Annotated in this window: 2 rRNA genes; both read left to right on the top strand. The window is 52.2% G+C overall.

The annotated features are described in order from the left end of the window. Positions 1-382 precede the first annotated feature (382 nt). Positions 383-1,914 (top strand): 16S ribosomal RNA (locus ACN08V_RS10350). Between the two features lie 383 nt (positions 1,915-2,297). After that, positions 2,298-5,384, top strand: a 23S ribosomal RNA gene (locus ACN08V_RS10345). The 16S and 23S rRNA genes sit together here, the layout of an rRNA operon. Positions 5,385-5,430: the final 46 nt, after the last annotated feature.

Raw genomic sequence — 5,430 nt, 5'->3', positions numbered from 1 at the left:
ACGCGATAGACTAGACGAGTTGCCAAAAACGGTGACAACCAAGAAACCGCATCGAAAACCGCACCAGCCTGCTTGGCTTGTGAAGGTTTGATGGTGGTCTGTTGCTTGAAAACTCAATAGCGTACCAATGTTATAAACATAACATTCTAATCGTCCACACCACAAATACTGGGCCCCGATAAATATGAGGGGTGCAGGTGGTGCGGAAATAGAACTGATACCAAATATTTATACATTAGATGCACCTGATCTGGTCTTTGTGGCTGGTTGGGTGTGAATTTGATAATCATATGGTTTCAGATTCGTCAGCTTGAACCACACCACCCCGTGGTGAATGGTTCGCTATCAAATCGAGACTAGGATCATCAACTTTTTTTGTTTTCTAACGGAGAGTTTGATTCTGGCTCAGGACGAACGCTGGCGGCGTGCTTAACACATGCAAGTCGAACGATGATGACCGGTGCTTGCACTGGTTGGATTAGTGGCGAACGGGTGAGTAATACGTGAGTAACCTGCCTTTAACTCTGGGATAAGCCTTGGAAACGAGGTCTAATACCGGATACGACCAGTTCCCGCATGGGATGCTGGTGGAAAGGGTTTGTACTGGTTTTAGATGGGCTCACGGCCTATCAGCTTGTTGGTGAGGTAACGGCTCACCAAGGCGACGACGGGTAGCCGGCCTGAGAGGGTGACCGGCCACACTGGGACTGAGACACGGCCCAGACTCCTACGGGAGGCAGCAGTGGGGAATATTGCACAATGGGCGCAAGCCTGATGCAGCGACGCCGCGTGAGGGATGAATGCCTTCGGGTTGTAAACCTCTTTCAGCAGGGAAGAAGCGAAAGTGACGGTACCTGCAGAAGAAGCGCCGGCTAACTACGTGCCAGCAGCCGCGGTAATACGTAGGGCGCGAGCGTTGTCCGGAATTATTGGGCGTAAAGAGCTTGTAGGCGGTTTGTCGCGTCTGCTGTGAAAGCCCGGGGCTTAACTCCGGGTTTGCAGTGGGTACGGGCTAACTAGAGTGCAGTAGGGGAGACTGGAATTCCTGGTGTAGCGGTGAAATGCGCAGATATCAGGAGGAACACCAATGGCGAAGGCAGGTCTCTGGGCTGTAACTGACGCTGAGAAGCGAAAGCATGGGGAGCAAACAGGATTAGATACCCTGGTAGTCCATGCCGTAAACGTTGGGCACTAGGTGTGGGGGACATTCCACGTTTTCCGCGCCGTAGCTAACGCATTAAGTGCCCCGCCTGGGGAGTACGGCCGCAAGGCTAAAACTCAAAGAAATTGACGGGGGCCCGCACAAGCGGCGGAGCATGCGGATTAATTCGATGCAACGCGAAGAACCTTACCAAGGCTTGACATATACTGGATCGCTGCAGAGATGTGGTTTCCCTTCGGGGCTGGTATACAGGTGGTGCATGGTTGTCGTCAGCTCGTGTCGTGAGATGTTGGGTTAAGTCCCGCAACGAGCGCAACCCTCGTTCTATGTTGCCAGCACGTGATGGTGGGGACTCATAGGAGACTGCCGGGGTCAACTCGGAGGAAGGTGGGGATGACGTCAAATCATCATGCCCCTTATGTCTTGGGCTTCACGCATGCTACAATGGCCGGTACAAAGGGTTGCGATACTGTGAGGTTGAGCTAATCCCAAAAAGCCGGTCTCAGTTCGGATTGGGGTCTGCAACTCGACCCCATGAAGTCGGAGTCGCTAGTAATCGCAGATCAGCAACGCTGCGGTGAATACGTTCCCGGGCCTTGTACACACCGCCCGTCAAGTCACGAAAGTTGGTAACACCCGAAGCCGATGGCCTAACCCCTTGTGGGAGGGAGTCGTCGAAGGTGGGATTGGCGATTGGGACTAAGTCGTAACAAGGTAGCCGTACCGGAAGGTGCGGCTGGATCACCTCCTTTCTAAGGAGCTCAACTTTTAGTTGGCCATGCTGAGCGCGAGTGTCGTTTGGGTGGTTTGCTCATGGGTGGAATGTTAGTTCTGGTGCAGGCTTTTGGGTTTGTGTTGATTGGTTTGTGTGTTGTGTAGTGTTGGTGCGTTGTTGGGTTTTGAGGTAGCAGGCGTTTGTTTGTTATCTTGGTGTATCCCGGCATGAGAGTAGTGATCAGTTTGTTCTGGTTGCCTTGAGTGTTGATCGGGTTGTTGTTTGAGAACTGTATAGTGGACGCGAGCATCTTCAATGTTTTGAAGAATACTCAATTCTTTTTGGATTGTGTTTCTTTGATTCTTGATTTTGTACTTAGTTAAATATAGTCAAGGTTAATTTATTCTTGATTTTATCTGTGTGTAAGTTATTAAGGGCACACGGTGGATGCCTTGGCACTAGAAGCCGATGAAGGACGTGTGAATCTGCGATAAGCCTGGGGGAGCCGATAACAGGGCGTTGATCCCAGGATTTCCGAATGGGGAAACCCAGCAAGCTATCATGGTTTGTTACCACCAGTTGAATGTATAGGCTGGTTGGAGGGAACGGGGGGAAGTGAAACATCTCAGTACCCTCAGGAAGAGAAAATAACAAATGATTCTGTGAGTAGTGGCGAGCGAAAGCGGATGAGACTAAACCTGTGGTGTGTGATACCGGTTGAGGGTTGCATCATGGGGGTTGTGGGAGTACGCATCACAGTTTCAATCGACTGTGGACGTGATGTTCTAGCATGTAGGTGAACGCCTTGGGATGGGTGACCGGAGAGGGTGAGAGTCCTGTAGCCGAAATGTGTTAGACCGCGTGTGTGCCACCCGAGTAGCACGGGGCTCGTGGAATCTCGTGTGAATCTGCCAGGACCACCTGGTAAGTCTAAATACTTTCTAGTGACCGATAGTGAATCAGTACCGTGAGGGAATGGTGAAAAGTACCCCGGGAGGGGAGTGAAATAGTACCTGAAACCGTGTGCTTACAAGCCGTTGGAGCCTTTTGGGGTGACAGCGTGCCTTTTGAAGAATGAGCCTGCGAGTTAGTGTTCTGTCGCGAGGTTAACCCGTGTGGGGAAGCCGTAGCGAAAGCGAGTCTGAATAGGGCGTGTCAGTGGCAGGATCTAGACCCGAAGCGGAGTGATCTATCCATGGCCAGGTTGAAGCGACGGTAAGACGTCGTGGAGGACCGAACCCACTTCAGTTGAAAATGGAGGGGATGAGCTGTGGATAGGGGTGAAAGGCCAATCAAACTCTGTGATAGCTGGTTCTCCCCGAAATGCATTTAGGTGCAGCGTTACGTGTTTCTTGCCGGAGGTAGAGCTACTGGATGGCCGATGGGCCCCACAGGGTTACTGACGTCAGCTAAACTCCGAATGCCGGTAAGTTAGAGCGTAGCAGTGAGACAGTGGGGGATAAGCTTCATTGTCGAGAGGGAAACAGCCCAGACCATCAACTAAGGTCCCTAAGCGTGTACTAAGTGGGAAAGGATGTGGAGTTGCTGAGACAACCAGGAGGTTGGCTTAGAAGCAGCCACCCTTGAAAGAGTGCGTAATAGCTCACTGGTCAAGTGATTCTGCGCCGATAATGTAGCGGGGCTCAAGTACACCACCGAAGTTATGGCAATGAGATTTTTTCTTGTTGGGTAGGGGAGCGTCGTGTATCCGGTGAAGCTGCGGTGTGAACCAGTGGTGGAGGGTATGCGAGTGAGAATGCAGGCATGAGTAGCGAATCACGGGTGAGAAACCCGTGCGCCGGATGATCAAGGGTTCCAGGGTCAAGCTAATCTGCCCTGGGTTAGTCGGGGCCTAAGGCGAGGCCGACAGGCGTAGTCGATGGATAACGGGTTGATATTCCCGTACCGGTGAAAAACCGCCCATACTGATATTTTGATGCTAACTGTGTGATGCCCTTTGTGCCTTTCCTTTTGGTTGGGCTTGGGGGTGGAGTGCAGGACCCGATTTTTGGAGGTAAACGTATTAACAGGTGTGACGCAGGAAGGTAGCCAAGCCACGCGATGGTTGTCGTGGTCTAAGCGTGTAGGGTATCCGGTTGTTAAATGCGCCGGTGTTTGCCTGAGACGTGATGGGACCCCGTTTGGGGGATTTGGTGATCCTATGCTGCCGAGAAAAGCATCGGCGTGAGGTTTTAGCCGCCCGTACCCGAAACCGACACAGGTGATCAGGTAGAGAATACTAAGGCGATCGAGAGAATCATGGTTAAGGAACTCGGCAAAATGTCCCCGTAACTTCGGGAGAAGGGGAGCCTTGAGCGTGATCGGTACTTGCTACCGTGAGCGTGTATGGGTCGCAGAGAATTGGGGGAAGCGACTGTTTATCAAAAACACAGGTCCGTGCGAAGTCGTAAGACGATGTATACGGACTGACTCCTGCCCGGTGCTGGAAGGTTAAGAGGATTGGTTAGCCCCTTGTGGGCGAAGCTGAGAATTTAAGCCCCAGTAAACGGCGGTGGTAACTATAACCATCCTAAGGTAGCGAAATTCCTTGTCGGGTAAGTTCCGACCTGCACGAATGGAGTAACGACTTCCCTACTGTCTCAACCATGAACTCGGCGAAATTGCAGTACGAGTAAAGATGCTCGTTTCGCGCAGCAGGACGGAAAGACCCCGTGACCTTTACTATAGTTTGGTATTGGTGTTCGGTGTGGCTTGTGTAGGATAGGTGGGAGACTGTGAAGCAGGCACGCTAGTGTTTGTGGAGTCGTTGTTGAAATACCACTCTGGTCGCTCTGGATGTCTAACTTCGGCCCGTGATCCGGGTCAGGGACAGTGCCTGATGGGTAGTTTAACTGGGGCGGTTGCCTCCTAAAGTGTAACGGAGGCGCCCAAAGGTTCCCTCAGCCTGGTTGGCAATCAGGTGTTGAGTGTAAGTGCACAAGGGAGCTTGACTGTGAGACTGGCAGGTCGAGCAGGGACGAAAGTCGGGACTAGTGATCCGGCGGTACGTTGTGGAACGGCCGTCGCTCAACGGATAAAAGGTACCTCGGGGATAACAGGCTGATCTTGCCCAAGAGTCCATATCGACGGCATGGTTTGGCACCTCGATGTCGGCTCGTCGCATCCTGGGGCTGGAGTTGGTCCCAAGGGTTGGGCTGTTCGCCCATTAAAGCGGTACGCGAGCTGGGTTCAGAACGTCGTGAGACAGTTCGGTCCCTATCCGCTGCGCGCGTTGGAAATTTGAGAAAGGCTGTCCTTAGTACGAGAGGACCGGGACGGACGAACCTCTGGTATGTCAGTTGTACCGCCAGGTGCATGGCTGATTGGCTACGTTCGGGAGGGATAACCGCTGAAAGCATCTAAGCGGGAAGCCTGTTTCGAGATGAGATTTCCTGGCAACGTTTGTTGTGTGAGGATCCCTGTAGATGATGGGGTTGATAGGCCGGGTATGGAAGCGGGGAATGCCCGTGGAGTTGACTGGTACTAATAGTCCGAAGGCTTACACATTTTTTTGTTTTGTGCTTGTTTGTTTGCGTCCACTGTATGGTTTTGA

Source organism: Rothia sp. P5766, assembly GCF_048513555.1.
Taxonomy (GTDB): Bacteria; Actinomycetota; Actinomycetes; order Actinomycetales; family Micrococcaceae; genus Rothia.
Note: the sequence above shows the minus strand (reverse complement) of the source record. Positions and strands in the feature narration are given on the sequence as shown.